Annotated in this window: 20 protein-coding genes; 12 read left to right on the top strand and 8 right to left on the bottom strand. The window is 65.6% G+C overall.

Going from position 1 to position 25775, the window contains the following annotated elements:
• Positions 1-402 precede the first annotated feature (402 nt).
• Entirely contained in the window at positions 403-1380 is a 978-nt protein-coding gene (locus MKK65_RS21455; protein WP_243960135.1) for a sensor histidine kinase, read from the bottom strand.
• 181 nt (positions 1381-1561) lie between these two features.
• Between MKK65_RS21455 and MKK65_RS21460 the strand changes: the two genes are divergently transcribed.
• The 3 genes from MKK65_RS21460 to fghA all read left to right on the top strand — a co-directional run bounded on the left by MKK65_RS21460 (position 1562) and on the right by fghA (position 4778).
• Positions 1562-1936, top strand: coding sequence for a response regulator (locus tag MKK65_RS21460; RefSeq protein ID WP_243960136.1), 375 nt, complete (start codon positions 1562-1564; stop codon positions 1934-1936).
• A gap of 738 nt (positions 1937-2674) precedes the next feature.
• The gene (locus MKK65_RS21465; RefSeq protein WP_243960137.1) at positions 2675-3811 is read left to right on the top strand and encodes an S-(hydroxymethyl)glutathione dehydrogenase/class III alcohol dehydrogenase; all 1137 of its coding nucleotides are present in this window, start codon (positions 2675-2677) and stop codon (positions 3809-3811) included.
• A 133-nt stretch (positions 3812-3944) separates the two neighbouring features.
• Positions 3945-4778 (top strand): S-formylglutathione hydrolase, encoded by an 834-nt coding sequence (gene fghA / locus MKK65_RS21470; RefSeq protein WP_243960138.1) that lies wholly within the window; start codon positions 3945-3947, stop codon positions 4776-4778.
• A 372-nt stretch (positions 4779-5150) separates the two neighbouring features.
• Here the strand turns inward: fghA and MKK65_RS21475 are convergent, their stop codons facing one another.
• Genes MKK65_RS21475 through MKK65_RS21485 form a run of 3 tightly spaced genes read right to left on the bottom strand, consistent with a single transcriptional unit; the run spans position 5151 to position 10053 of the window.
• Positions 5151-6497 carry an NCS2 family permease gene (locus MKK65_RS21475; RefSeq protein WP_243960139.1) on the bottom strand — a complete coding sequence of 449 codons (1347 nt, stop codon included), beginning with the start codon at positions 6495-6497 and terminating at the stop codon, positions 5151-5153.
• Positions 6497-9229 (bottom strand): molybdopterin-dependent oxidoreductase, encoded by a 2733-nt coding sequence (locus MKK65_RS21480; RefSeq protein WP_243960140.1) that lies wholly within the window; start codon positions 9227-9229, stop codon positions 6497-6499. The genes MKK65_RS21475 and MKK65_RS21480 overlap by 1 nt, the downstream gene beginning before the upstream one ends.
• Positions 9226-10053, bottom strand: coding sequence for an FAD binding domain-containing protein (locus MKK65_RS21485; RefSeq protein WP_243960141.1), 828 nt, complete (start codon positions 10051-10053; stop codon positions 9226-9228). The genes MKK65_RS21480 and MKK65_RS21485 overlap by 4 nt, the downstream gene beginning before the upstream one ends.
• 148 nt (positions 10054-10201) lie before the next feature.
• Here MKK65_RS21485 and pucL point away from each other — a divergent pair, with 148 nt between their 5' ends.
• From pucL to MKK65_RS21535, 9 genes are all read left to right on the top strand, one after another.
• A complete protein-coding gene (gene pucL / locus MKK65_RS21490) occupies positions 10202-11044 on the top strand; it encodes a factor-independent urate hydroxylase (RefSeq protein ID WP_243960169.1) in 843 nt (280 codons plus the stop codon).
• Positions 11045-11759: 715 nt separating this feature from the next.
• A complete protein-coding gene (locus tag MKK65_RS21495) occupies positions 11760-13244 on the top strand; it encodes a PAS domain S-box protein (RefSeq protein WP_243960142.1) in 1485 nt (494 codons plus the stop codon).
• Positions 13245-13867: 623 nt separating this feature from the next.
• Positions 13868-15031 (top strand): glycosyltransferase, encoded by a 1164-nt coding sequence (locus MKK65_RS21500; RefSeq protein ID WP_243960143.1) that lies wholly within the window; start codon positions 13868-13870, stop codon positions 15029-15031.
• An 874-nt stretch (positions 15032-15905) separates the two neighbouring features.
• Positions 15906-16202, top strand: coding sequence for a hypothetical protein (locus MKK65_RS21505; RefSeq protein WP_243960144.1), 297 nt, complete (start codon positions 15906-15908; stop codon positions 16200-16202).
• Between the two features lie 328 nt (positions 16203-16530).
• Complete coding sequence (locus MKK65_RS21510; protein WP_243960145.1) at positions 16531-17541, top strand: hypothetical protein; 1011 nt, start codon at positions 16531-16533, stop codon at positions 17539-17541.
• Positions 17538-17864: a hypothetical protein gene (locus MKK65_RS21515; RefSeq protein ID WP_243960146.1), complete on the top strand. Its 327-nt coding sequence runs from the start codon at positions 17538-17540 to the stop codon at positions 17862-17864. Before MKK65_RS21510 ends, MKK65_RS21515 begins: the two co-directional genes overlap by 4 nt.
• A gap of 151 nt (positions 17865-18015) precedes the next feature.
• Entirely contained in the window at positions 18016-18282 is a 267-nt protein-coding gene (locus MKK65_RS21525) for a hypothetical protein (RefSeq protein ID WP_243960148.1), read from the top strand.
• A 134-nt stretch (positions 18283-18416) separates the two neighbouring features.
• Positions 18417-20126: a methyl-accepting chemotaxis protein gene (locus tag MKK65_RS21530; protein WP_243960149.1), complete on the top strand. Its 1710-nt coding sequence runs from the start codon at positions 18417-18419 to the stop codon at positions 20124-20126.
• Positions 20127-20214: 88 nt separating this feature from the next.
• Positions 20215-21300, top strand: coding sequence for a substrate-binding domain-containing protein (locus MKK65_RS21535; protein WP_243960150.1), 1086 nt, complete (start codon positions 20215-20217; stop codon positions 21298-21300).
• Positions 21301-21347: 47 nt separating this feature from the next.
• Here the strand turns inward: MKK65_RS21535 and MKK65_RS21540 are convergent, their stop codons facing one another.
• The 4 genes from MKK65_RS21540 to mdcG form a co-directional block, all read right to left on the bottom strand.
• Complete coding sequence (locus tag MKK65_RS21540; protein ID WP_243960151.1) at positions 21348-22829, bottom strand: aldehyde dehydrogenase; 1482 nt, start codon at positions 22827-22829, stop codon at positions 21348-21350.
• A gap of 79 nt (positions 22830-22908) precedes the next feature.
• Positions 22909-23892 (bottom strand): GDP-mannose 4,6-dehydratase, encoded by a 984-nt coding sequence (gmd, locus tag MKK65_RS21545; RefSeq protein WP_243960152.1) that lies wholly within the window; start codon positions 23890-23892, stop codon positions 22909-22911.
• A gap of 176 nt (positions 23893-24068) precedes the next feature.
• Entirely contained in the window at positions 24069-24989 is a 921-nt protein-coding gene (locus MKK65_RS21550) for an acyltransferase domain-containing protein (protein ID WP_243960153.1), read from the bottom strand.
• Positions 24986-25681 (bottom strand): malonate decarboxylase holo-[acyl-carrier-protein] synthase, encoded by a 696-nt coding sequence (mdcG, locus tag MKK65_RS21555; protein WP_243960154.1) that lies wholly within the window; start codon positions 25679-25681, stop codon positions 24986-24988. The genes MKK65_RS21550 and mdcG overlap by 4 nt, the downstream gene beginning before the upstream one ends.
• Between the last annotated feature and the right edge of the window lie 94 nt (positions 25682-25775).

A 25775-nucleotide genomic window follows, 5' to 3' on the forward strand; every position in this document is an offset into this window, starting at 1 on the left:
TGCGCTGCCTCTGAACCGGCCTACCGATTCAATCTTATGAGCGTGGTTAAACTGCTCGTCGGCCCGCATCAGCTCCGCCGCCAGTTCGGCGGCGTCCGGATGAAGAAACTCAGCAAGTAGGCAGACTTATAAGCAACGCGATCGCTGTCCGACCGAGACGGCGCGTGGATCCACAGGAAAGCCCAAGAGCATACCTTCCGGCGCAGCGGCTGCGATCTTGTCGAGCCTAGGCGCCGCCGCGCGTGACGGCGGCGCTGATTGCCGGGGTCAGTCCCCTGCTCGCCGAAGCAAACTGTGGGTGCCCTCGCGCGGTCGGGCAACGGCATCAATCTTCACGGCCATCCCCGTGTATCGACCGGCCCATAACCTCCAGGTTAGGCCATCGCGACGTCGCCCAAAGCCTCATTTGACCGGAACGACCATCGCGAAGTGCAGTCCGCCATCGTCGATGATGCGCTGGAAGCTTCCCCTCAGGCTGCGCTCGATGGTCTGTTTGAGAAGACGCGAGCCGAACCCTGTGCCTTCAGCCTTCGCCGCTCCGGATGGTGCGGCCCCTTCCTCCCACGTCAGTTTCACGGCATCGCCGTCGATGCGCCCGGTCAGCGTGAGCCTGCCCCCGGCCGAGAGCGCTCCATACTTCGCTGAGTTCGTCGCGAGTTCGTGGAAGATCATCGCGTAGTCGTTGATCCGGTCGGAGCTGGTCACGGCAGCATCCTCGACGTCGACTGTGATGTTGGCATCATGCTGGTAGGGGGCCAGGATGCGCTCGGCGAGATCCCGCAGCCTGACGTTGCCTTGGTCGAGCTTGTGCGAACGGGTCGCCAAGGTGGTCGCCTCGTGCAAGACACCGAACCGCCGGGATAGGTCCTCTGCGAAATGCGGGGTCGATTTGGCCTCGCGAGCGACGATGGCGGTGAGGGCGCGGGCGACCGTAAACATGTTCGAGACGCGGTGCGCGAGTTCGGCGGTGAGCAAGTGCTCGGCCTCCTCCGCGCGCTTGCGGTCGGTGATATCGAGGAAGATGGCCTGAACCCAATCGCCCACCCGGCCGGCATCGCCGCCGACACCGCGGGCGGAGATCCAGCGTGCTTCGGCCCCCTCGCCGATGCGAAAGTCGAAGCTGTAAGGCTGCGGATCGGTCGCGCTTGCCGTCCAGTCCAGCATCATCCCATGGCGATCCTCGGCATTGACCTTGGTGAACAGTGTGTCGATGCCCACCAGAGGCTCAGTCGTCCCCCAAAAGGCCCGGCACAAACTGTCAAGCTGTGCCAGGCGTCGTTCCGGGGACCAGGCCCACAAACCGACCCCGCCCCGGTGTATCGCCCCGGTAAAACTGGCGAGCGTCCACTCGTCACCGGTCAGTGCGGGATCGTCAGCCATGAGCGTTCTGAACAAGCCAAAGGTCGAGAAGCGGGATTCTGCCGCCGGGATCCAGAACCCCGTGTCGGCCGGTTTGCTCCCTCGTTCGGGGCTCCGTTGTCGGCGACGGGAGACTGACGCGACAGTTTTGCAATCACCATCCCGATGCGCAACCGATTCCGGATTTGCCGGTTGATCGGCCATGTCGCTGGAGCGCGCCCCGGAATCGTCCATCATTCTCGTCGTCGAGGACGATGATCTCGTGCGGTTGAACGCCGTCGAGTTACTGGAGGATGCGGGTTTCGCGGTGATCGAAGCGCGCCATGCGGACGAAGCCTGGTTCATCCTGCATGATCGGTCTGACATTGGCGTGTTGTTCACCGATGTCGACATGCCAGGATCGATGTGCGGCATGACCCTGTCAGAGCGTGTCCACCGGACCTGGCCCGATATTCGTCTCGTGCTGACTTCCGGCCGGCATCGGTTCTCCGACCGGGAAGTGCCAGACCACGGTCAATTCGTACCGAAGCCATACAGCCAAGCCCAGGTCGTCTTGGCCATCCATCACGCGGAGTGATCGGCGCTTCGGAAACGAGGCGGCCGAGCCGCGCTACGATGGGATCACACCCTGCCGGTGACGTCGGTCCGTGACGCAGTCGGCACCGTCTGTTCCGACCCGGGCCGTATCCCGAGCTTCGCCCTGACGATCCCGGACATAGATCGGCTCCGCGGTCTCGGCCGCCATCGTGGATAGCCGGACTGCCACGCCAACGGAATCGGTCTCGGAATTCTCAGCTGGTCGCAACACGGTCCGTCGCGGCCACGGCGCGGTTTTGTGCTCAGGCAGGATGTCCTGATGGGCCCTGGAATGGGTCCGCAAGACCACCTCGGACCTTAACGCAGCTGCAACCTTGGTTTCTCTAAAAAGGCGCCGGCACAGTCGGGGTAAGCCAACCGACGTCTCGTCTCTACGCCGACGCTGCGGGCGGTGTCGCGGAAACGGATGGAACGGGTACCGGCTCCCGCCGACAGGTGGTGCGTCGGCCAAGCTCCCTGGTCCGGGTCATAGCACGGTACGAATGCGCGGCGACGTCAGCGCGTGGCTCAAGCGTCCGGGACGCGACGCACACCCCGAACCTGCCAGAACGCCGGGCGCACGCCGTAAAACGCGGACGCAGACGTTGCATCCTGGCGCCAGAAGCATCACACACGCGACAGATTTTCGGACCGTTCGGTGTGCCGCCCTGGAGCGTCGCGCGCCGAAGAGTCGGCCGTTCGACGCCGTCCGTGATCGTCCAGACAATAGGAACACGTGATGAAGACGCGCGCCGCGGTCGCGTGGGAGGCCAAGAAGCCCCTCACGATCGAGACCATCGATATCGAGGGGCCCAAGGCCGGCGAGGTTCTCGTCGAGCTGATGGCCACCGGTATCTGCCACACCGATGCCTACACCCTCTCGGGCCTCGATTCCGAGGGCAAGTTCCCGGCGATCCTCGGCCATGAGGGCGCGGGCATCGTCCGCGAGGTCGGCGCCGGCGTTACCGCGCTGAAGCCCGGCGACCATGTCATCCCGCTCTACACGCCGGAATGCCGCAACTGTAAGTCCTGCCTCTCGCAGCGGACCAACCTGTGCACCGCGATCCGCGCCACCCAGGGCCAGGGCGTGATGCCGGACGGCACGAGCCGCTTCTCCTGCGTCTCCACCGGCGGCAGCCCCTCCGGATCGAACACCGTCTTCCACTATATGGGCTGCTCGACCTTCTCGAACTTCACGGTCCTGCCCGCCATCGCGCTGGCTAAGATCCGCGAAGACGCCCCCTTCGACAAGATCTGCTACATCGGTTGCGGCGTGACCACCGGCATCGGCGCGGTGATCTACACGGCCAAGGTCTGGCCCGGCGCGAACGTGGTGGTGTTCGGTCTCGGCGGCATCGGCCTCAACGTGCTCCAGGCCGCCCGGATGGTGGGTGCCGACAAGATCATCGGCGTCGACATCAACCCGGAGAAGCAGGCCATGGCCCGCAAATTCGGCATGACCGACTTCATCAACCCGAGCGAGATCGGCACCGACAAGGTGGTCCAGGCCATCGTCGATCTCACAGGCGGCGGTGCCGACTTCTCCTTCGACTGCACCGGCAACGTCCACGTGATGCGCCAGGCGCTCGAGTGCTGCCACCGCGGCTGGGGCGAGTCGATCGTCATCGGCGTGGCCGAGGCCGGCCGCGAAATCTCCACCCGTCCGTTCCAGCTGGTCACCGGCCGCGTCTGGAAGGGCTCGGCCTTCGGCGGCGCCCGCGGCCGGACCGACGTGCCGAAGATCGTCGACTGGTACATGGAGGGCAAGATCAATATCGATGATCTGATCACCCACACCATGCCGCTCGACGAGATCAACCACGGCTTCGACCTCATGCACGAGGGCAAGTCGATCCGGTCCGTGGTCGTCTACTGAGATAAACAGATCCGGGGCTCCCCCGCCCGCAAGGCCGGGGAGCCCCTCGCATATCCCCGCATTCGCCAAGCCCCGGGCCGGCAATCCGGCCCTCGAGCGGGGCTTTCGCGTCCCGAGCAGGAGATCCCAGCCGATGGAAACCATCTCGAAGGCCCGCGCCCACGGCGGCACGCAGGGCGTCTACAAGCACGATGCCCAGACCACGGGATGCCCGATGACCTTCGCGGTGTTCGTGCCGCCCCAGGCCGAGAAGGGCCCGGTCCCGGTGCTGTGGTACCTGTCGGGTCTCACCTGCACGCACGCCAACGTCATGGACAAGGGCGAGTACCGCGCTGCCGCCGCCGCGCACGGCGTGATCATCGTGGCCCCGGATACCAGCCCGCGCGGCCCCGGCATCCCGGACGAGGAAGGCAATTGGCAGTTCGGCTCCGGCGCCGGATTCTACCTCGACGCCACGCAGGCGCCCTATGACAAGAACTACCGGATGTGGAGCTACATCACGGACGAGCTGCCGGCGCTCATCGCGAAGGAATTCCCGGCCGACATGACCCGCCAGGGCATCTTCGGCCATTCCATGGGCGGCCACGGGGCGCTCACCATCGCGCTGACCTACCCGGACCGCTTCAAGTCCTGCTCCGCCTTCGCGCCGATCGCCCAGCCCTCCACGGCCGGTTGGTCTAAGCCGGCTTTCGAGAAGTATCTCGGGTCCGACTCGGCCGCCTGGCGCGCCCACGACGCCACCGCGCTGATCGAGGACGGCAAGCGCTTTCCCGAGTTCCTGGTGGATCAGGGCACCGCCGACAGCTTCCTGCAAGACGGCCTGCGCCCGTGGCTGTTGGAGGAAGCCTGCAAGAAGGCTGGCATCGCCCTGACCCTCAACATGCGCGAGGGTTACGACCACTCCTATTTCTTCATTTCGACCTTCATGGCCGACCACATCGCCTGGGCGGCGGCTCGCCTGACGTAACAGCGCCAAAGCGCGCGGCAGCCGTCAAAGGCGACGGCTGCCGCTGACGGGTCGAAGCTACCGTAAGATAGTCGGCTTCCAGCCTGTGCTCTTTACGATCCCACGGACAAAACCGGCGCCGATCGAGGACGGCGATTTCAGGTCATTGGCCGGACAGAACAGGCTGGCAGAGTTCAGCTCTGCCCTGCGGACGTGGCGCCGAAACGCGAGATCCCACCCGGCGTCAGCGAGCCGCGCGGCGGCGCTGGGATTCGGAGAGGCCGACGGCCTGAACACTCGCCTTGCAGACAAGTGGCGCTGGATCGCCCCCTGCAGCACCCAGACAAGACAGGGGATGGTTGCGGAGCAGGCAGAGAACCGTCGCGTGTTCCGCTAATGCGTGCTGCCGGTCTCGACAAATTTGTACAGGAACAGGGCCGCGATCACCCAGACCACCGGTTTGACCTCCGAAGCCCGGCCCGTCAGCAGCTTCAAGGCTGCGTAGGTGATGAACCCGAAAGCGACGCCGGTGGCGATCGAGTAGGTGAAGGGCATGAGCAGGGCTGTCACGCAGGCCGGGATCACCTCGGTGGGGTCATCCCAGGCGAGGTCGACGAGGTCGCGCAGCATCAGGCAGGCGACGTAGAACAGGGCCGGCGCGGTGGCGTAGGGCGGGACGGCGCCGGCCAGCGGCGCGAAGAACAGGCAGGCCAGGAACAGCACGGCCACGGTGGCGGCGGTGAGCCCGGTGCGGCCGCCCTCCGCCACCCCGGAGGCGCTCTCCAGATACGCCGTGGTGCTCGACGTGCCGAGCAGCGAGCCCACGAAGATCGCGGCGGAGTCTGCCATCAAGGCCCGGTCGAGGCGCTGCATCCGTCCCTCGGTGAGCAGGCCGGCCCGGCTCGCCACGCCCATCAGCGTGCCGGTGGCGTCGAACAGCTCGACCAGGAACAGCACCAGGACGACGTGGAGCAGTCCGCCCGACAGGGCGCCGGAGAGGTCGAGGGCGAACAGGGTCGGGGCGATCGAGGGCGGCAGCGAGACCACGCCCTGGAAGGCGTTGCCGGCCCAGATGAAGCTCAGGACCGTCACGGTGAGGATGCTGGTGAGGAGCGCTGCCTTCACCCTCCGGGCGGACAAAGCCGCGACCATCAGGAAGCCGATCACCGCCAGCACCGTGCTCGGCTTGTGCAGGTCGCCGAGCGTCACGAAGGTCGCGGGGCTCGCGGCGATGATGCCGGCATTCTTGAGCGCGATCACGGCCAGGAACAGCCCGATCCCCACCGTGAGGGCGATCCGCATCGAGCGCGGGATGCCCTCGACGATGATCGCGCGCAGGCCCGTGAGGGTGACCGCCAGGAAGCATAGCCCGGAGATGAACACCGCCCCGAGGGCGGCCTGCCAGGTGAAGCCCATGCCGAGCACCACCACGTAGGCGAAATAGGCGTTGAGCCCCATCCCGGGGGCCAGGGCGATCGGATAGTTGGCGTAGAGTGCCATCACCAGGGAGCCGAGCGCCGCGACCAGACACGTCGCCACGAACACCGCCCCCTTGGGCATGCCGGCATCGGCCAGGATACTGGGATTGATGAAGACGATGTAGGCCATCGTCAGGAAGGTGGTCAGGCCGGCCAGCAGCTCCGTCCGCACCGTGGTGCCGTGCTCGGAAAGCCGGAACCGCCGCTCCAGAAAGCCCGCTGGACCGGAGGCTGGGATCGCGGCCTCGCGCTTGACGTCCATCACCCCTCCCCGCTCACGCCAGCCATGACGGCGCGGAAAATCCTGTCGGGTGCGAACGGCGTCGCAGTGAGCCGAGCCCCGGTGGCGTCGCGGATCGCGTTGCCGAGCGCCGCCGCCACCGGATTGTAGGGCGATTCGCTCATGGACTTTGCCCCGAAGGGGCCGACGCTGTCATGGGTGTTCGCGAACAGCACCTCGGTCTCCGGCACGTCGGCGCAGGCCGGGATGTGGTAATCGCGCAGCGCCTGGGTGACGACCCGGCCGTCGGAATCGATCGCCAGATCTTCGTAGAGGGCGGCGCCGATCGCCTGCGCGACCCCGCCCTCGATCTGGCCGCGGCACTGCATCGGGTTGATCACCGTGCCGGCATCGGCGGCATGGATGCTCCTGAGGATGCGGACCTCGCCGCTCACCGGATGGACCGCGACCCGGAAGGCCTGGACGTTGAACGCCACCGAGCGCGGGCTGCCATCGGCCCGGCCCCGCGCCGCGAGCGGGCCGATCTCGCTCAGTGCCATCGGGCCGCTCGGCGTCTCCACCGTGCCGCTCGCGAGCCTGCAGGCGGCCGGCTCCGCGCCGGAGAGCTCCGCGGCGCGCTCGCGGATCCGTTCCGCCAGCGCTTCGGCGGCGCGGAGCACCGCGAGGCCGGCCACGACGGTGCCGGTGCTGCCGTAGGCCCCGGTATCGTGGCCGACCGCATCGGTGTCTGCGCCCGCGACGTGGACGCGGTCCGGCGCGATGCCGAGCACCGAGGCGGCGATCTGGCGATGGACCGTGGTGGTACCGTTGCCGAACTCGGCCGTTCCGATCCGCACGGTGACTTGGCCCTCCGGATCCAGCTTCACATGCGCGTCGGCGTGGTGGCCGCGGGGCGGGATCGTGTCGATCATGGCCATCGCCATGCCGGTCCCTGCGCGCCAGCCGGGCTCGGGTTCCGGGCCCGGATCGGTTCTCAGGGTACGCTCAACGAGGTCGAGGCACTGGTCCAGCCCGTAGCTGCCGTACACCACGTCGTGCGGCTCCAGGCTGTTCGACACCATCGGGTCGCCCGGTCGCACGGCGTTGATCCGGCGCAGATCGAACGGGTCGATGCCAAGGGACCGCGCGACCTCGTCGAGAGCCGATTCCAACGCAAAGATCGTCTGGCTCAGGCCGTAGCCCCGGAAGGCACCGGCCGGCAGCGCGTGGGTGTAGACCGCGTAGCCGTCGACCCGCTTGTTCGGGCAGGCATAGGCGGCCAGCACCTCGTTGCAGCCGTGATGGATTACGCCGCCGGCATGGTTGCCGTAGGCGCCGGTCTCCGAAAGGACATCGAGGCTGATCGCGGTGAGTCGGCCGTCCCGGCGCGCGCCCACTTTCACGGTGACCCGCATCGGGTGGCGCGTGGTCGTGGCGGTGAATTGCTCCTGGCGGGTCAGCTCCCATTGCACAGGCCTGCCCGTGCGCAGGACTGCGAGCGCCACGAGATCCTCGGTCAGCATCTCCTGCTTTCCGCCAAAGCCGCCTCCAACCCGGGCGCAGACCACCCGCACGGCGTCGCGTTCAAATCCGAATAGGTCGCAGAGAGCGTCACGGGTCAGGAACGGCACCTGGCTGCTGGTCCGGAGCGTCAGGCGTCCATCCGGGTCGCGCCAGCCAACACAGCCATGAGTCTCCAGGGCGACGTGCTGGACCCGTTGCGACCGAAACGTTTGTTCGTAGACCAGATCGGCCTCGGAGAAGGCTGCTTCGACATGGCCGACCTCGCCGTGCACTTCCGCGGCCAGGTTCGGGTGGCGGGTCAGAGGCGGCGCATCATCACCGGATCGATCCAACGGATCGTGGACTGTCGGGGCGTCCGCGGCGAGGGCCCGATCCGGATCGAGGAGCGCCGGGCGGACCTCGTAGGTGACACGCAGCGCCCGGCAGCCGGCCTCGGCGGCCGCAACGGTTTCCGCCACCACCGCGGCGACGCGCTGGCCGACGAAGCGCAGGATCGCGTCGAGCACCAGGGTGTCGGCAGCGTCGTCGCGCGGATCCTGGTGGCGGCCGGTGGAGAACCGACGCTGCGGCGAGTCCGCATAGGTCAGGACTGCGACGACGCCGGGAATAGCATAGGCCTCCGTGGTGTCGATCGCCACGATCCGGGCATGGGCATGGGGCGAGCGCAGAACCTTCATATGGAGCGCGTCGGCCGGCGGCGCGTCGAGGGTGAAGCGGGCTCGCCCGGTGACCACCTGGGAAGCGGCCGGGGCGGGCAGGCTCTGGCCAATCGGATCGCCGCCCGCCGTGGTGTCACGATGCGCCCTACCCGCGATGGCGTCGCGGATGGCCCTGTAGCCGGTGCAGCGGCAGAGATTGCCCTTGAGGGCAATGCCGAGATCCCGCTTCTGGCCCTGGTCGAGGGCGGCCGCGGTCATGATCATGCCCGGCGTGCAGAAGCCGCACTGGAAGCCCTGGGCTGCCAGGAAGGCCGCCTGCATCGGGTGCAGGGCGTCGGGCGCCGCATCCTCCGGCCGGCAGGACCCGGCCAGACCCTCGATGGTCGTGACGCTGCGCCCCTCGGCCCGGAAGGCTGGGAGCAGGCAGCTATGCACGGGCTCGCCATCCAGATGGATCGTGCAGGCGCCACAATCGCCCGCGTCGCAGCCTTTCTTCACCCCGAACCAGCCAGCCTCGCGCAGATAGGTGCGCAGGCACTGCCCGGGGCGCGGCGCGCCATCGTGCCTCTGGCCGTTGATCGTGAGCCTCATGCCGGCGCCCCATCCGCCAGCGCGTCGCGAATCTCTCCGGCGAGGTGCTGGGTCATGTGCCGGCGCCAGTCCGGCGCTCCGTGCACGTCGTCGTAATAGAGCTCGTCCGGGATCGTCTCCGCGAGCGCTCGCTTGAGTGCATCGCGACCCGGCACGGCCGCGAAGGCAACCCGCAGGGGCCGGCGGATCGACGCCGTGACGGTTATTGTTAAGGCGCCGGCCGAATCGCGCGTGCCGATCAGCAGCGCCCCGGAGCGGCCGTTCGGGCTCAGACTGATGCGCCGGAACGCGGTGCGCCGGGTCAGGGCGGAGGCCGGAAACGCCAGGCTGCGCAGGATCTCCCCGGGTCGAAGGGCGTTCTGCTGCGGCCCGAGCACGAACTCCGTCACCGGGAGACGGCGCTCGCTCCCGTCCGGCGCCCAAATCGTGCAAATGGCCTCCAGGGCCGCGGCCAGGGCGATCATCGGCCCGGCCGGTAGGGCCATGCACAGATTGCCGCCGACCGTGGCGACGTTCCAGACCTTGAACGATCCGAGCAGTGCCCGGCAGCATTGCCCGACCAATGGGGCGGCGATCCAGTCCGGCGGCAGCTCCAGTCGATCGAACTGAGCGATGGTGCAGGTCGCCGCCAGCGTCAGACCTTCCGGCGTGATCGCGTAGGGTGCCCAGCCCAGCGCCGTCAGGTCGACGAGCCGTCGCATTCCAGGCTGAGGCTCCGAGAAGAGCCAGGTCCCACCGGCTAGGCAGACATCCCCGCCTCGCCAGTCCGGCAGGTCGGCCCGGTCCCGGGGCCGGATCACGGTCTCGATCGTGTTGAGGTCCACCGCCGCTCCCTGGCCTCCTGCCAGCAGGATTCCGGTCAGGCTAGCAATATGCCTGCCGGTGCGCTGCCTTGCATTGGAGAAGCACTCGCTCCCACCCTAAGCTCCGTCTCGGCCCGGGCCCGCCGGGGGCTTCTTCTCGGAGATCATGATGGCTCTGACGACATCGCGCTACGGCAAGGATCGGGTTCGGGTAATGCGGCTGACCCGCTCGGGTGACCACCATGTCCCGCGGGAGCTGACGCTGTCCGTGCTGCTGATCGGACGCTTCGACGCCGCCTGGACCGAGGGCGACAACCGATCCTGCATCGCCACCGACAGCATCAAGAACATCGTCAACGTCACGGCGGCGAAGAACCTGTCCCTCGATACGGAGGGGTTCGTCGCCGCCGTGGCTGAGGTGCTGTTGAAGACCTATCCGCAGGTGGAGATCGTCACGATCGAGGCCGAGGAGACCCGCTGGCTGCGCCACGCTGTCGACGGTGTACCCCACGGCCACACCTTCACCCGAGACGGCAACGGCTTCGGATATGTCGGGCTGGAGGCCCGCCGGGCTGGATCGATGTTGAAGTCCGGACTGCGCGGCTACACCTTCATGAAGACCACCCAATCGGGCTGGGCCGGCTTCGTGGCGGACGATTACCGCACGCTTCCCGACACGACCGACCGGATCGCCGCCACGAGCATGGATGCGACCTGGACGTGGTCGGCGCAGCCGGCAGATTGCGAGACCGCCAATGCGCGGATCCTCGCGACCTTGCTCACCGTGTTCGGAACCACCTACAGCCGCGGCGTGCAGGACAGCATGTACCGGATGGGCGAGGCCGTGCTGGCGGCGGTTCCGGAGGTGACCGAGATCGCCTTCGTGATGCCGAACAAGCACTACGTACCGATCGACCTGAACCCTTTCGGCTTGGAGAATCAGGGCACCGTGTTCCTGCCGACGGACGAGCCACACGGCCGGATCGAAGCGACGATCAGCCGAACAGACTGAACATCCACCTGGCATCGCGGCGACCGGATACCGTTGGGCGGCCCCATACCGCCGATGGCGGTGAGAGCTTCGATGGTCGGCGCCTCCACCGTTGCAGCTGCGCTTTCTTGCAGGTTGAAGCGTAGGGGCGTGCTGTGTTGCCTTGCGAGGGGCCGATCTTGGGGCCAGCCGTCTCACATTCCTGTGACCCGTGGCGCGCTTTCAAGTTCATTGTGTCGGCATCCGTGCACGGACACGTTGCACCGAGACGCTCTTCGGTCCCGCACGGGCGGATGCATTCCATCTCGAAACGGCATCATCGGAGAGGCGAAACCGCAAGCCCGGCTGAGATGAGGAGGCATTTTCGCGGGGCGCGTCGCCGTTACGGTTCTTCGCCCACGGCTACAGAGCACCGCCAGGCATCACTTGATAGGAAATCTGGCGTTTCCGTCGTTCGACAATGATGGTCGATGCGTTCATCGTCCATTCCACCGCAATGAAAACAGCAGCAGAGGGCTGCAACCCCTGCGTGCGACTGGAAAAATTTGCTTGGACATGTTCGGCTGCAATGCGATTTGTCATAGTTTATGATGCGTTCATTGATTTAACGCGTGATCAAGGCGTGGCTGTTACTGGCGCGCCGGGATTGCCGAGACCGCGTTGAGCCGGCCATCGGCGCTGCCCGGGGCGGTCCCAACACGCGCCCTGCAGCGGGTCCGCGCATCTGGAGGAAACGATGTTCGATCGCCTGGCCGGTGGACGAAATCAGCGGGCTAAGTGGGCGGCCTTGAACCGGTCGCTGGCCACGATCGAGTTTGCCCTCGATGGCACGATCCTGGATGCCAACGCGAATTTCCTGTCGGTGATGGGTTATGCGCTCGACGAGATCCGCGGTCGTCCTCACAGCCTGTTCGTCGACCCGGCGGAACCCGACAGCGAGGCCTACCGACACCTCTGGGACAAGCTCCGGAGCGGCGCCTTCCAGACTGCCGAGTACAAGCGCATTGGGAAGGATGGGCGGGAGGTCTGGATCCAGGCGACCTACAACCCAGTATTGAACCGGGCCGGCAGGCCGACCACGATCATCAAGTTCGCCACCGACATCACGGCGCAAAAGCTGCGGGCCCTCGACCTCGACGGTCAGATTGCCGCCTTGCACCGCTCGCAGGCGGTCATCGCCTTCGCCCTCGACGGGACGATCCTGAGCGCCAACCAGAATTTCCTGAGCGCCGTCGGATACGCGCTCGACGAGATCGTCGGCCGCCACCATGGGCTGTTCGTCACCGAGGCTGAGCGGTCGAGCGAGGCCTACCGCGCCTTCTGGGCGGCGCTGGGGCGCGGCGAGTTCCAGTCCGCCGAGTATCGGCGAATCGGGAAAGACGGCCGCGAGGTCTGGATCCAAGCGACCTACAACCCGATCAGCGATGACAGCGGCCGCCCCGTCAAGGTCGTCAAGTTTGCCACCGACATCACCGTGCAGGTCCGCGAGCGCCAGCGTCGCGCCGAGGCCCGGCAGGCGATCGACACGGATCTCGACGCGATCGGGCAAGCCGTGGCGGACGTCACCCGCCAGACCGGGACAGCGGCCGATACGGTCGGCCGCGTGTCGGACGATATCCAAGCGGTGGCGTCGGGGGCTGAGCAGCTCTCGATCTCGGTGAACGAGATCAGCCGGCAGGTGAGCCACGCGGCTTCGATCGCCGGGCAAGCGGTGACACAAGCCCAGCATACCGGCGGCATCGTGGCCGGCCTGAGCGACCAAGCCACCCAGATCGGCGACGTGGTCGGCCTCATCGCCGGAATTGCGGCACAGACGAACCTGTTGGCGCTCAACGCGACGATCGAAGCGGCGCGCGCCGGAGAGGCCGGCCGAGGCTTCGCTGTGGTCGCTTCCGAGGTGAAGGCCCTGGCCGAGCAGACGGGGCGAGCCACGGACCAGATCCGTGGCCAGATCGCGGCGACGCAATCGGCCACGCGGGAAGCTGTGGGCGCGATCAACGCGATCCAGGGCACGATCCAGACGCTGAACGAGGTCTCCTCGACCATCGCAGCCGCGGTGGAGGAGCAATCGGCGGTGACGCGCGAGATGTCCGGCAGCATGCAGACCGCCTCCCACGGCGTTTCGACCATCGCAGCGGGCATGGACACGATCGCCCAGGCCAGCGAACAAGTCGACCGCGCGACCCGCCAGGTTCGGGAGGCCTCGCGGGCTGTGGGGTGAGAGAGGGGTATGGTGGTGGGGGCTTGAGCCGAGGCTCGGCGCGCCGCGTGTCGGTCGGGATCGGCGTGCGCGCAGCGGCGCGCGTTGCGTGCGCGGACAAGGGGGCATGAGATCTGACTGATCCAGCCAGGATAGTTCAGCTCCCCGCAGGCCTATCGACGGTCGACCTTGTTCGTCACCGTGGTGCCGACAGGACGTGAACTTTGCTTTTTGTATTGGGTAGGACGAACCGTCGGTTCGGGCGCGCACGGCAACCGAGCGTCTTCAATGCGCCCGACACTGAGACATGCCCTCTTTCTCATGACGAGGCCTCGGATACGACGCTCACACACGCGGCTTTCGCAATCTGATGCCGCGGAAAATTGACAGTTCAGTAAGGACAGTCAAAAGTTCTACGAATACTGAGTCATGCTGGTAATTTAAATCATCACTGCACGGAAAATTGATATTAATGCGTAATATTCGTCCATGTATTAACAAATCTACAATAGTTTATAGATTAAAATTTGAAACCTCCAAAAAAACGATGGTTTTTCCCTTTGCGAAAGCCATAACGGCGCGCTACAAGCCGGAATCACAAACTCTAAGTCTTGCATATTGTCGCGTTGAGAAGTCTATTAGAGATGACTCCTTCCGGTCAGAAACTCTGTCTCTCGATGATTGTTAAGAATGAGGCGCCGGTTATTCGGCGGTGCCTCGCATCAATACGCCCATTTATAGATCATTGGATCATCGTCGACACCGGTTCGACCGATGGGACGCAAGACATTATCAGGACCGCCTTAGCCGATGTACCGGGTACCTTGGTGGAGCGACCCTGGGTCGATTTCGCCCATAATCGCACAGAAGCCCTGGATCTCGCCCGGCCACATGGTGATTATACGATCGTCATTGATGCGGACGATGAGTTGATTGTCCCGGCCGACTTCGTGATGCCGCATCTTGATGCGCCCGGGTACAGTCTCCAGATCCATGACACGACGATGCGGTATCCCCGCACGCAACTGTTCAAGAATACACTGCCTTGGCGCTACCGCGGCGTCCTGCACGAATTTGCGGAGTGCAAGGATCTAGTTTGGACGGGGACGCTGCCGATCGCAATGCGTCGAGGCCATGACGGTGCGCGCCGCCGTGATGAGATGACTTATGTTCGCGACGCCAAAGTACTTGAAAAGGCCCTGGAAAAAGAAAAAGATCCGTTCCTCATTTCACGGTACACATTTTATCTTGCGCAAAGCTATCGCGATTTTGCTGAACACCGCAAAGCATTAAAGTATTTTTTAAAGAGAACGAAGCTGGGATTTTGGACGGAAGAAATCTATATCAGCTTTCTCAGCGCAGCCTTGTTGATGGAGGTATTGGAAGAGCCGTTCGACAACGTGCTTGCTGTCTTTGATCAGGCCATCGAAGTTAATCCGCGCCGGATCGAGGCGCGTTATCATGCAAGCCGATTCTGCCAGATTAAAAAACGCTATGTCGAGGGATTTCATTATGCAGAAGCAGGGGTCGAATTATCGATGCCTGCCGATGGACTTTTCATTCAGCCGTGGATGTATAGCTATGGCATGCAGGACAAGCTTGCCGTGAACGCGTTCAATACCGGCCAATATCGATCCTGCCTCAACGCTTGCATTGCTGCATTGGGTAGCCCTGAATTTCCTGCGGACGACCGGCCACAACGTATGGAACTTGCGCGCAAAGCGCTTGCCAAAATGGTCGACCCGGCTTGGGGCGCCAACCACTCATCCTACGTGGCAGTCTACAGCCCAGACTGGCAGTTTTCCTAAAACTTTGGCCTCAAAGATCTTGACCATATTGATATGGGCAGTCGGATCCTTGTGTTCAGCAATCCTCGGATTGGCGTGTTGCAGAACCGCAGGGGTCCGTGCCGATAGTTGCAGTTGAGATGGTCGGCGTAGTGATAGAACCGATGCAGACAGTCGTTCGGCCGTTTGATCTTCCAGTCACCTCCCTAAAGTATTGCTACGCCGTCACTTTTGATCACGTGGGCAAAAAGCGATGCGGCAAATATCGGTACTCCGTCAAACACTACGGGTCGCCGATTTGGAAGATGTCGTTGTGCACCATGCCATCGACACAGCAAGCTTGGCATCGTGCGTAGCGGCTACCACGCGATCGGCCGCCGACCATACCCGTCGGCACGGTCGCAAGGCATTCGAAGGCGGTGATTGAGCGCGGAACCGTAGCAAAGCCGCTTCGTCGAACCAGTACCAAACAGCTTGCTGACTGATCTTCGTATCCTTGGCACAGTCAGGAACAAAGGCCGTCCGGGTCTGACTGGTCGGAACCCATGGCGATGCGCCGAGTCGAGGGGCTAGTGGATCGTCGCCACGCCGATTGCGAAAGGCTGGCGCCGGGCAAAACGACCACGCCGCACGCGGGCCGGAAGCCGATCCCTGCTCCTGCACGGCTTATGGACGAGGGATCCACTCTGCGATGCAACCGTAATTTGGGAGCACATTCCCGTCCCTCGGTACTATTCTCAGCCCGTTCCCGATGCAGATCGTCAGAGTTGGCGGATGGAGGGCAGAGTGATCGTCAACGCACGTAGAGCTATGGCGGCAAAATCCTCTTGGGCGCGGTGTTGTCGGTTCTCGAAACCGAGATCGACACGCAACCTAGCCTTGGAGATGACGCACGATGCGCACGCACGACACGCTGACGCCCCCCACATCCCGTGACGCGCAAGCCCTGAAGGCTTTTCTCGTCCCCACTTCCGCTCAAGATATCGCACTGTCCGGCGATCTGCCCCGCCATCACGCCCACGGACGCGCAGCCCTGGCGAATGCCCTCGCCGAGGGGCTGATGGCCGACGAGGTCGAGCAGATCCTCCGCGGGCGGATGATCGTCGACGCCTTCCCGGTGCGGCGCGGCGAGAATCCGGCAGATTACGCGGCCCGCGCCGTCGCCGAGATGTTCGTCGCCTACCTTCAATAGGCTCCACGCCTCATTAGCAACGATACGCCTGTCGCTTCGATGGGAGCTGCGAATAGTGCGCGTTCGCAGCACGCCCCGCGCGCGACGGCATGGGCTGGAGAGCCTCGCCATGCGATTTATTGAAACGCCCGGATGGGGGCGCCCGGTGAAAGCAGGTCTATGCGCCTTTGCCATCGGAGCCACCGGGTTTGTCGCACTCTCGCCGCTGACCAAAATCATGGCTTCGGTCCCGGCGCCTGCGTTCACCTCGCAATCGGCTGCGTCCTCCAGCGAGCCGACGGAAGCCGACACGCGGGTGGCCCTCGGCCCGGGCGGCCGGGACATCCGGTTGGCCGGCGATCTCACCGAGGGCGTGGCGGCACGCGTAGCGGCTTTGCTGGCGGCGAACCCGAACGTGGAGCGCATCCATCTCACCAGCGATGGCGGCCTGGTCGACGAGGGGCAAGCCCTTGGGGCGCTGGTCGCGGAACGCAGTCTCACCACCTACGTCCCCGACGTCTGCGCGTCGGCTTGCACCCTCATCTTCGTCCGCGGACGCACCCGTTTCTTGGCCGCAGGCGGGCAGCTCGGCTTTCACGCCCCCTATGAGCTCGGGCCGGGGGGCCAATTCGAGGCGGTTGATCCAGGGGCCGAGCGCGCAGCCTATCTCGCAGCTGGCGTGACACCGGATTTCGTAGCGCGGACCATGTCTGTGGCGCCTGAGGACATCTGGATTCCCGATCCTGCGCAGTTGCGGGCGGCCGGCGTCGTGACCGAGATGGTCGCGAACGATCGTTTCCCGGATTCCACCCTCGATGCCGATCCGAGTCTTCAGGGCGCCCGGGCAGAAATCCTGCGCAACTTTCCAATCCTGTCCGTGGCGGATCCGGCGGCGGTCGATGAAGCGGCCAACTGGTATCGCGATGGGTACCTGGCCGGCCGCACGGAGGCGGAGGCTGTCGAAGGTCTGCGCCAGCGCGCCTCGGCAGCGATGCGGCGTCAGTTCCGCGCGGCCCACGACACAACCATTCGCGCCCTGGGCTTGGTCGTCCTCACCGACCTGACGGCGGCCGAAACCTGTGACGCCGTCGCTGCGGGTGATCTCATCACCCTTGATGAAACACTCAAACGCGTGCGGCCGGGAAGCGCCGGCTTGGCCGCGCTCCTTGCACAGCAGGCCCCAGAAATCCGGAATCGTGAAGTGCGTCCTGGACACCGCCTCGTCCCATCAATCTGCACGGGGCTGATCAAAGCCGTGCGCCGCGCCCTCACACGCACGCCGCACGAGGCTGCGCTGGCGTTGCGATCGATCCTGCTGAACGATCCGCCCGCACTGTTCGCAAGCGCGGCCCATCCATGACCGAGCCCGACGTCGTCGAGCCCATCGGGATTGTACCGATCGCCAGATCGATGCGGTCGCCTTTCCGCAGCCTCCTGCGCGAGACGTCCCTGCCAAACCGTCTTGGCCGGAGCGCTGTCTTTGGCAGCCGGTGGTGCCAAGGCGGCGACCCCCTTGCGGGTGGTTGCTTCTCGGTACCGCATGCGGAGATCCTGGAATTCGTCGCGCACAAGCTGGCGCCAGATCTACCTGTGACGCTCATCGAGACCAGCGGCGATATCCGCCCAAACGCTCGTCCGAGGGACGAAAACACCGACGCGAACCCGAAGTTTCTCAGACTTTAGAGGTCGCATCGGCGAAGCTGCCGCGCTTCCTCGACGACGTGACCCTCGCCATCTTCACCGGCAACGACGCCCTCGAAACCGGGCTCGTACCGGCCCAGGATGCTCTCGCTTTGGAGCGTGTCGAGTGTAGCCCCTACGCGCAAACGTTCTCATGACCACGCAGGCCCTGGACAAGGGCGGGCGGATGCTGCGCCTCGCCGCCCTGCTCACCGCCCCGAACATCGCCGACTTCATCCGCAACCGTTATCGCGCTTCGGTGATTCCAGTCCGCACCACCTCGGCAGACGTCGCCGACGGCGGTTCCGGAAATCGGCATCGGTTGATACGTCCGGCCTTACGATCGCCAATTCCAACGCAATTCGGAGCGGACTTGCTGGATCTTCGTATCGAGCCGACAATATACATTATCATATTGTAATATATTTGATCGGCAAATTAATATACGTCGGAAAAACAACAAGACTTACTAGCTTAAAAAACGTTCTGCTGTCTTATTGATTTATTTCCGAGACTATGATAGGACATAAATATCAGTATTCTTAGGCTTGCCATATGGACTCTGCATTATCACAGTCGCGGAGAACTTCGTCTTTAAATCTGCGTTCCATCATCATTGGGTCTTCGGTCGCGCTGTTTATTGTCTCTGCTTCTATAGGAGTATTTTCTGTATTCCGCATCGGCATGATCAACGACGTCAGCCGATCGATCTCCGGGGAAATCAAAGCGGTCACGATCCTCGGACGCATGAAAGAGTTGAGCCAGGAGCTTCGGGCGCTGGACGTCCTGGCCCACAATGCCCATTCGGAGGAGGAGCGCCGCCGCTATCTGACGGATGCGCTCAGGGCGCAGGAGGCATTCTCAGAGGCCTGGAGCGCCTATGCGCCGACCATCGCCGGGGTCGATGAGCAGCAATTGGCACATCGGCTGCGCGAAGCCTGGCAGCACTTCCTCGCCGTCGAGGCGGAGGCGACCGCGCTCGATCGGGCCGGTGAGCGCGAGCTGGCCGATACGGTGTTCGCCGAGCCGTTCCAAACCGACGCTATCGCCTTCACCCAGGCTGTGAACTCCGTCCTGGTCCATCGGCAGGCACGGGCATTCGAGCAGACGGCGGCGGCCGATGCGGTCGGGGTTACCTCGCGGCTGGCGGTGATCGGAGCCCTGTGTATCGCGGCGATTCTGACCCTGGCGATCAGCTGGTTCATCGTGCGCCGGGTGGCCGCGCCGATCGCGAGAATCACGCAGGTGATGGCCCGTCTCGCCGAGAACGATCTCGCGGTCGTGATCCCGGGAGGCGATCGGGCTGACGAGATCGGTGCGATCGCAGGTGCCGTGCAGGTCTTCAAGGACAACATGCTGCATACCAAGTCTCTGGAAGAGGAAGCCACACGAGTTCGACTGGAGGCGGAGCAGCACCGGAAGGTCGTCTTGCGCGACATGGCCGAGCGCTTCGATGAGACGGTCGGTGGGATCGTCGAAACGGTCGCCTCTGCGGTGACGCAGCTCCAGGGAACGGCGCACCAGATGAGCGAGGTGGCTGGACAGACGGCCAGCCAATCGACGACGGTGGCAGCCGCGGCCGAGCAGGCCGCGTCGAATGTGCGAATGATCGCGGCGGCCGCCGACGAGCTTGGGGCGTCGGTTCAGGAAGTGGGCCGCCAGGCCGAACTCTCCTCCGCCATGGCCAACGGCGCGGCTGCGGAGGCAGCCCAGACCATCGCATTCGTTCAGATCCTCAGCGGCGCGGCGGACCGGATCGGTGACGTGGTCGGGCTGATCGCCAAGATCGCGGCACAGACCAACCTGCTCGCTCTCAACGCCGCCATCGAGGCGGCGCGGGCCGGTGATGCCGGCCGGGGCTTCGCAGTGGTCGCAGCCGAGGTCAAGCAACTGGCAGGCGAGGCGAAGCGCGCAACCGACGACATTGCCGGCCACGTCTCGGTCATCAAGGCGTCCACGTCCGACGCGGTTGCCGCGATCGAAGGGATCGCGACCCGGGTTCGAGACATGAGCGGGGCCGCCGCCTCGATCGCCGCGGCGGTCGAGGAACAGGGTGCCGCCACCCAGGAGATCGTGCTCAACATCGCGCAGGCCGCCAACGGCACCGGTGAGGTCACGGCGAGCATCGCCACGGTCGCCGGCACAGCGGAGCATACCGGCGCCGCAGCCGACCGGATGCTCACTTCGGCCAGCGCCCTGTCGAGCGATGCCGCGCGCCTGGGCGAGGAAGTCCAGCGGTTCCTGGACAGCATCCGGGCCGCCTGACACGGTCTCGCCGCCGGGGCGGGTCAGGCATGCCCACCATCAAACAGAATCGGCGCCATCGAGGCCGCCTCGAAACTTTCAATCTCACATGATTGTCGGCGCCGAACTGGCTTTCAAAGGGCGGCGGCCGCTCCAGGCAGGTGCAACTACTATGATCCGTACGCTCCGGGGCTGGACCATCGTCCGGAAGACTGACGCCGGCCGGCACGCATGCCGGTCGGGCATCCATTCCTTTCGGGCCTGCATCCTCGCCATGATCGGGCGGTCCACTTCCTGCGCCCTCGTGCTCGCCAGCTTGGCGACGCCGGCCCTGGCGACGACGATCGGCGTCGCGATGGTTCAGCCGAACGGCTTCACGCAGTTGCTGCGCGACGGCATCGAAAGCTACGCGAAGTCCGTTCCCGGCGTCGCGGTGCAATTCGTCTACGCGCCGGAGGGCGCTGGCGAGACGCAGATCGAGCAGGTTCGGCAGTTCATTACCGCGAAGGTCGATGCCTTGCTGATCCTTCCGGTCGATCCTCTCGCCAACGCGACGATCACGCGCCTCGCCCAAGAGACCGACATCCCGCTCGTTTACGCCAACAACGGTCCGCGCGAAGACTGGTTTGCCGGGCGCATTGCGTTTGTCCTGCCGAACGATCTTGTCGCCGGACGACTCCAGATGCGGAAGCTCGCGCAGATGCTTGACGGCAAGGGACGGATTGCGATCATCGAGGGGCATCCGAGCCACTCGGCGACCGCCCTGCGCACGCGCGGAGTCAAGGAAGTGGCTGCGGCTTTCCCAGGCTTCAGCGTTATCGCGGAAGGCGCCGCGGACTGGGACCGCAAGAAGGCCGCTTCGCTCGTGGCTGGATGGCTGGCGAAGGGTCTCGCGCTCGACGCGATCGTCGCCAACAACGATGAGATGGCGATCGGGGCAGCCGACGCAGTCGCGGCGGCCGGGCTCCCACCCGATCGAATCCTGATCGGCGGGGTCGATGCGACACCGGAGGGATTATCGGCGATGCAGCGCAAGCGCATGGCCGTGACGGTCTATCAGGATGCCGGCCTCCAGGCGCGCCGGGCGATCGACGATGCCCTGAAACTGATCCGCCATGAGACGGTGCAGCAATACGATTGGGTGCCGTTCGAACTCGTCACCGACCGGATGTCGACCACGCATTTTTCAAAGTAAGGGGCCCGCCGGCACAGAGATCGAGTACCCCTGCGCCGGCCAATGGACTACCGCATCACGAACGGGTTCTCGGGCGCGTCGCGGCTGGTGGAAATCCAGACGCTCTTGGTCTCCAGGTATTCGCGGATCGACTCGATGCCGCTTTCGCGGCCGATGCCGGAGCGCTTCATGCCGCCGAACGGCATCATGTAGCTCACCGCCCGGTAGGTGTTCACCCAGACCGTTCCGGCGCGCAGGCCCTTCGACATGCGCAGTGCCCGGCCGATATCCTGGGTCCAGACGCCGGCCGCGAGGCCGTAGATCACGTCGTTGCCGAGTTTGAGCGCCTCGGCCTCGTCCTCGAACCCGATGATCGACAGGACCGGTCCGAACACTTCCTCCTGGGCGATCCGCATCTCGTTGGTGACGCCGGTGAAGATCGTCGGCTCGACGAACTGACCGCCGATCACGCCGGGACCGGTGGCGGGATTGCCGCCGAGCACGCAACGCGCGCCCTCGCGTTTGGCGAGTGCAATGTAGTCCAGCACCTTGTCGTATTGCGGTGGTGTGGTGATCGGTCCGATATTGGTATCCGCCTGCATCGGGTCGCCGAGCCGAGCCGTGCGCGCCAACTCGACCAGTCGCTCGACGAACGCCTCGCGGATGCTGTTCTGCACGAGCAAGCGGGACCCGGCGATGCAAGTCTGCCCGGTGGCGGCGAAGATGCCCGAGATCGCCCCCGCGGCGGCGGCCTTTAGGTCGGCATCGGCGAACACGATGTTGGGCGACTTGCCGCCAAGTTCGAGGGACACCCGCTTGATCTGGCGCGCGGCCGCCTCGTAGACCTTCGCGCCGGTGACATCCGAACCCGTGAAGGTGATCTTGGCGACATCCGGGTGCTCCACGATGGCGCTGCCAGCCTCGCCGCCATAGCCGGTGACGACATTGAACATCCCGTCCGGCAGCCCCGCCTCCTTGGTCAGGCGTGCGAATTCCAAGGTGCTGGCGGACGCGAATTCCGAGGGCTTGACCACCACGGCGCAGCCCGCGGCAAGGGCGGGCGCGCATTTCCAGGCCACGAACAACAGCGGTGAGTTCCAGGCCGTCAGCGCACCGACCACGCCCACCGGCTCGTGCCGGGTAAACGCGAAGGTCTCGGGCTTGTCGATCGGAACCTGGGCGCCTTCGACCTTGTCGGCGAGGCCGGCATAGTACCACCACCATTCCGGCTGGTAGCGGGTCTGGCCGTACATCTCGGCGAACAGCTTGCCGTTGTCGCGAACCTCGACTTCAGCCAGCGCCTTGGCCTCGCGCTCAACCAAATCGCCGATCCGGCGCAGCACCTTGCCACGGGCCGAGGCGGTCATGGTCGCCCAGGGCCCGTCCCACATGGCACGCTTGGCGGCGGCCACCGCCTTGTCGACATCGGCTTTTGAGGCGCGCGGGATCCGAGCCCAAGGCTCGCCGCGGTAGGGGTCGACGGACTCGAACCACGAGCCCTCGACCGGGTCGACGTCCTGGCCGTCGATGTAGAGCTGATAGGTTTTCACGGCGCGCCTCTCTCGCGAATGACGCGCGCGATATGGGCCCGAACCCGGCCGGTGGCGAGACCGGCCGGCGCAGGGTCATTCAAGCGTTGGCGCTGAGGCGCTTGATGTCGGCGTCGACCATCTCGGTGATGAGCGCCTCGAGCGACGTCTCCGCCTCCCAGCCGAAGGTCGCCTTCGCCTTGGCCGGGTTGCCCAGCAGCACCTCCACCTCCGCCGGACGGAAGAACGCCGGATCGATGATCAGGTGATCGTCGATGTTGAGCCCGACATGCTTGAACGCGATCACGCACATGTCCCGCACCGTCGTGGTCCGGCCGGTGGCGATGACGTAGTCGTCGGGCTTGTCCTGCTGAAGCATCAGCCACATCGCCTGGACGTAGTCCCGGGCGTGGCCCCAGTCGCGCTTGGCGTCGATGTTGCCCAGCCGCAGTTCCTTCTGCATGCCGAGCTTGATCCGTGCCACCGCGTCCGTGACCTTGCGGGTGACGAACTCGACGCCCCGCAGCGGGCTCTCGTGGTTGAACAGGATGCCGTTCGAGGCGTGCAGCCCGAAACTCTCGCGGTAGTTGATGGTCATCCAGTGGGCGTAGAGCTTGGCCACGCCGTAGGGCGAGCGCGGATAGAACGGCGTCGTCTCGCTCTGCTGCGCTTCCTGGATCAGGCCGAACATCTCGGAGGTCGAAGCCTGGTAATAGCGCGCATTCGGCGCCACCGAGCGCAGGCATTCGAGCATATGGACGGCACCGAGACCGGTCACCTGGCCGGTGAGCAGCGGCTGTTGCCAGGACGAAGTGACGAAGGACTGGGCGGCGAGGTTGTAGATCTCGTCGGGCTTGGCGCTCTGGACGATGCGCAGCAGCGCCGACTGATCCAGCAGGTTGCCGTCCACGAGTTCGACATCGTTCAGGATGCCGAGCCACTTCAACCTATGGTCGAACACCCCGGCATGGCTGGAGCGTCGCACGATGCCGGTGACCGTGTAGCCCTTCTGCAGCAGCAGCTGCGCCAGGTACGCGCCGTCCTGGCCCGTCACCCCCGTGATCAGCGCGCGCTTGCCCATCATGAATCCGTCCCGTCCCGTTGCTGCCCGGCTGCTACGACCGCGGCGGCCTGCGCGTCAAGGTGAGGCGGCTCTGCGCATCGTCTTCGCAGCGAAGTCAGACCGGACGCGCGATTGTGGGTTCCGGCGAAGAATTGCGGGGTCCCGGGCCAAGTCTTCGCGTGGGCCCCGTCTACGCCCTACGGTTGGGCCAGCCAGTCGGAGACACCAGTAATCGACCGGAACTCTTCCAGGGCGTGGACCCAGGCATCCGGCAGCGCCGTGCGCGCCATGGTCGCCAAGGCGTGGCCGGGCCCGAGTTCGAGAACCCGATCGGCGCCGTATTCCCGGCAAGCCTCCAGGCAGGCCGCCCAGTCGAGGGTGTGAGAGATCTGACGGGCAAGCTTGTCGAGGCCGTCGTCGGGCCGGAAGATCGTCGCCCCGTCGAGACCGCTGACCAGACGCGGGGCACCGGCGGGCGGGCGGTTCAGCGTGATGGTGTCGAGGGCGCTCCGAAAGGCGGTGCTGGCCTCAGCCAGAAGCGGCGTGTGCGAGGGCGTGTGCACCGGCAACAGAACCGCCCGCTGCGCCCCGGCCCCGGTGGCCTCCCGGCACAGGGCATCGAGGGCGTCGCGCCGGCCCCCGACCACGCCGCTATCGGGGGCGTTGCGGATGGCGAGGTGGCAATCGTGCCGCACGGCCAGGGCTTCGAGTGCGTCGAGGCCGAGGCCCCGAATCCCGGCGAGGCCGCCCCCCTCCCCCGAGGCGGCATCCATGGCCTCGGCCCGCCGGGCGGCCAGGGCCAGGATGTCGGCATCGGCGATCCGCCCGGCGATGCCCCAGGCGGCGAGGTCACCGATGCTGTAGCCCGACACGATGGCCCGGCCGGTGAATCCCAGCGCCCGCCAGGCGGCGAGCGCGGCGGTGCAGCACAGGATCTGGCCGGCTCGGTTGGCGTGGAGCGCGTCGCCGCCGCTCCGGGCGAGGTCGCGCGGATCGGTGCCACCGAGGAGCGGCGCCGCCGCGGAAAAAACCGCCTGCGCGGCCGGGTGGTCGGCGGTGAGGTCGAACATCCCCGGATGCTGGCCGCCCTGGCCGGAGAGCAAGATCGCGACACTCATGCGGTTGTCCGGGTTCGCAGGGGAGCGACCGCACGCATCGCCAGCCCGTCCAGGCCCTTGGCCAGCACCGTCCCGCCTTCGGGAGCGTCGCGCAGTTCGCGCCAGTGCAGGCCAGTTCCGTCAGGCAACAGCATCTCGCCGTCGAGGCGCATCGGTGCAATGTCCGCGATGATCGCGAGCCCGTCGAGCAGACCGGTTGGAATGGGCACCTGGCAGGGCCAGAGCAGGTCGAGGTCCGACGTCGCGGTGAGATAGCGGAGCCCGGTCACGGTCTGCCAGAGCAGGCCGCCGAACGGGCGGGGATGCAGGTCGTAGCGCTCGCCGAGCGCGACCAGCGCCGCGATGGTTCCGCCCCATGCGGCGGGAGCGTGGGCGGCGGCCTCGGCCAGGCTCGGCCCGTCCATTCGGGTGAGGTGTTCGGCCGGCAGGGCGAGGCCGATCCGCCGCTTGCCGTCGGCGGGCGGCAGCGGCAGGCCGAGGGGCACGGTTTCGGCACCCTCCCCCGGGACGCGGCGGCGGACGATCAGCGGACGGCCTGCCTCGGCCCAACCGGCGAGATGCGGCACGGCGGCGAGGTCGTCGCGGCTGCGGAGCCAAGCCGCCCAGGCGTGGGGATCGACGCGGACGAGGTCCTGCCGGCTATGGGTGCCGGGTAGACGGCTCTCGATGGTTGTTTGAAGGGTCTGTCCCATCCGCGATCGTTTGCTGAGACATTGGGGGATCGTGAAATCCGGTCTTCGGCCTTGTTCCGACATGTCTCAACGGTGGAGCTGCCACCCCGTCATT

This window comes from Methylobacterium sp. J-001, assembly GCF_022829565.1.
Classification (GTDB): domain Bacteria; phylum Pseudomonadota; class Alphaproteobacteria; order Rhizobiales; family Beijerinckiaceae; genus Methylobacterium.

What these genes read in the sequence shown, in the direction of transcription:
- MKK65_RS21455 (WP_243960135.1), bottom strand. Translation starts at nt 1,380, where the DNA reads ATGGCTGACGATCCCGCACTGACCGGTGACGAGTGGACGCTCGCCAGT.
- MKK65_RS21460 (WP_243960136.1), top strand. Translation starts at nt 1,562, where the DNA reads ATGTCGCTGGAGCGCGCCCCGGAATCGTCCATCATTCTCGTCGTCGAG.
- MKK65_RS21465 (WP_243960137.1), top strand. Translation starts at nt 2,675, where the DNA reads ATGAAGACGCGCGCCGCGGTCGCGTGGGAGGCCAAGAAGCCCCTCACG.
- fghA (WP_243960138.1), top strand. Translation starts at nt 3,945, where the DNA reads ATGGAAACCATCTCGAAGGCCCGCGCCCACGGCGGCACGCAGGGCGTC.
- MKK65_RS21475 (WP_243960139.1), bottom strand. Translation starts at nt 6,497, where the DNA reads ATGGACGTCAAGCGCGAGGCCGCGATCCCAGCCTCCGGTCCAGCGGGC.
- MKK65_RS21480 (WP_243960140.1), bottom strand. Translation starts at nt 9,229, where the DNA reads ATGAGGCTCACGATCAACGGCCAGAGGCACGATGGCGCGCCGCGCCCC.
- pucL (WP_243960169.1), top strand. Translation starts at nt 10,202, where the DNA reads ATGGCTCTGACGACATCGCGCTACGGCAAGGATCGGGTTCGGGTAATG.
- MKK65_RS21495 (WP_243960142.1), top strand. Translation starts at nt 11,760, where the DNA reads ATGTTCGATCGCCTGGCCGGTGGACGAAATCAGCGGGCTAAGTGGGCG.
- MKK65_RS21500 (WP_243960143.1), top strand. Translation starts at nt 13,868, where the DNA reads ATGACTCCTTCCGGTCAGAAACTCTGTCTCTCGATGATTGTTAAGAAT.
- MKK65_RS21505 (WP_243960144.1), top strand. Translation starts at nt 15,906, where the DNA reads ATGCGCACGCACGACACGCTGACGCCCCCCACATCCCGTGACGCGCAA.
- MKK65_RS21515 (WP_243960146.1), top strand. Translation starts at nt 17,538, where the DNA reads ATGACCGAGCCCGACGTCGTCGAGCCCATCGGGATTGTACCGATCGCC.
- MKK65_RS21525 (WP_243960148.1), top strand. Translation starts at nt 18,016, where the DNA reads ATGACCACGCAGGCCCTGGACAAGGGCGGGCGGATGCTGCGCCTCGCC.
- MKK65_RS21530 (WP_243960149.1), top strand. Translation starts at nt 18,417, where the DNA reads ATGGACTCTGCATTATCACAGTCGCGGAGAACTTCGTCTTTAAATCTG.
- MKK65_RS21535 (WP_243960150.1), top strand. Translation starts at nt 20,215, where the DNA reads ATGATTGTCGGCGCCGAACTGGCTTTCAAAGGGCGGCGGCCGCTCCAG.
- gmd (WP_243960152.1), bottom strand. Translation starts at nt 23,892, where the DNA reads ATGATGGGCAAGCGCGCGCTGATCACGGGGGTGACGGGCCAGGACGGC.
- MKK65_RS21550 (WP_243960153.1), bottom strand. Translation starts at nt 24,989, where the DNA reads ATGAGTGTCGCGATCTTGCTCTCCGGCCAGGGCGGCCAGCATCCGGGG.
- mdcG (WP_243960154.1), bottom strand. Translation starts at nt 25,681, where the DNA reads ATGGGACAGACCCTTCAAACAACCATCGAGAGCCGTCTACCCGGCACC.